Source organism: Olsenella sp. AGMB03486, assembly GCF_040884255.1.
In the GTDB taxonomy this organism is placed as follows: Bacteria; Actinomycetota; Coriobacteriia; order Coriobacteriales; family Atopobiaceae; genus Olsenella_L; species Olsenella_L kribbiana.
Map to the genome: position 1 here is coordinate 1 of NZ_JBEVTM010000050.1, position 1,749 is coordinate 1,749.

1 rRNA gene is annotated in these 1,749 nt (G+C 61.7%); it reads right to left on the minus strand.

Annotated features, from left to right (window positions below):
* Positions 1-52 precede the first annotated feature (52 nt).
* A 16S ribosomal RNA gene (locus ABVS03_RS11495) occupies positions 53-1,565 on the minus strand.
* Positions 1,566-1,749 lie beyond the last annotated feature (184 nt).

Below are 1,749 nucleotides of genomic sequence, written 5' to 3' on the forward strand. Positions count from 1 at the left end.
TGAAGGCCCGTCTGCAAGTATTGTCTTTCTGGAATAGCGATATGCTCCCTAGAAAGGAGGTGATCCATCCGCACGTTCTCGTACGGATACCTTGTTACGACTTCACCCCCCTTACCCTCCACACCTTCGGCACCTCCCTCCCTTGCGGGTTGGGCCGGCGACTTCGGGTGCAGACGACTCGGGTGGTGTGACGGGCGGTGTGTACAAGGCCCGGGAACGCATTCACCGCGGCGTGCTGATCCGCGATTACTAGCAACTCCGGCTTCGTGGAGGCGGGTTGCAGCCTCCAGTCCGAACTGGGGCCGGCTTTGGGGATTCGCTCCTGCTCGCGCAGTGGCAGCCCGCTGTGCCGGCCATTGTAGCACGTGTGCAGCCCAGGACATAAGGGGCATGATGACTTGACGTCGTCCCCGCCTTCCTCCGGCTTGACGCCGGCGGTCTCGCATGGGTGCCCGGCCGGACCGCTGGCAACATGCGACGGGGGTTGCGCTCGTTGCGGGACTTAACCCAACATCTCACGACACGAGCTGACGACAGCCATGCACCACCTGTCCAGGCTCCTCTCGGCCACGGCGTCTCCGCCGCTTCACCTGGATGTCAAGCCCTGGTAAGGTTCTTCGCGTTGCTTCGAATTAAGCCACATGCTCCGCTGCTTGTGCGGGCCCCCGTCAATTCCTTTGAGTTTTAGCCTTGCGGCCGTACTCCCCAGGCGGGGCACTTAATGCGTTGGCTGCGGCACGGAGGGCAGATCCCCCCACACCTAGTGCCCATCGTTTACGGCTAGGACTACCAGGGTATCTAATCCTGTTCGCTCCCCTAGCTTTCGCGCCTCAGCGTCAGTCGTGGCCCAGAAGGCCGCCTTCGCCACCGGTGTTCTTCCCGATATCTGCGCATTCCACCGCTACACCGGGAATTCCGCCTTCCCCTGCCAGACTCAAGCCGGCCGGTATCGGGAGCGGACGGGGGTTGAGCCCCCGGATTTGACTCCCGACCAGGCTGGCCGCCTACGCGCGCTTTACGCCCAATGAATCCGGATAACGCTTGCCCCCTACGTATTACCGCGGCTGCTGGCACGTAGTTAGCCGGGGCTTCTTCTGCAGGTACCGTCACTTTCGCCTCGTCCCTGCTGAAAGCGGTTTACAGCCCGAAGGCCTTCGTCCCGCACGCGGCGTCGCTGCATCAGGCTTCCGCCCATTGTGCAAGATTCCCCACTGCTGCCTCCCGTAGGAGTCTGGGCCGTGTCTCAGTCCCAATCTGGCCGGTCGGTCTCTCAACCCGGCTACCCATCATCGCCTTGGTGGGCCGCTGCCCCGCCAACTAGCTAACAGGCCGCGGGCCCATCCCTCGCCGTCTGGGCTTTCCCGCCCTCCCCATGCGGGGGAGGCGGAGTATCCGGTATCATCCACGGTTTCCCGAGGCTGTCCCGGTGCGAGGGGCAGGTTGCCCACGTGTTACTCAGCCGTTCGCCACTTTATATGCGCCCGAAGGCGCCTTAACCGTTCGACTTGCATGTGTTAGGCGCGCCGCCAGCGTTCATCCTGAGCCAGGATCGAACTCTCCGTTCAGATATGTCCATGCCCTGAGGCATGTCCTATCGAGTGTATGGAGCCTCCGTCCCGCTTTTCCAGTTCTCGCCGATCTGGATTCATGTCTCTCAAAGAATTGAATCGACGGATGCTGTCTTGTCGATAGCATCGCTCACGTCTGTCTTCCGATCTCTTCGATCGCAGTATCCGGTTTTCAAGGTTC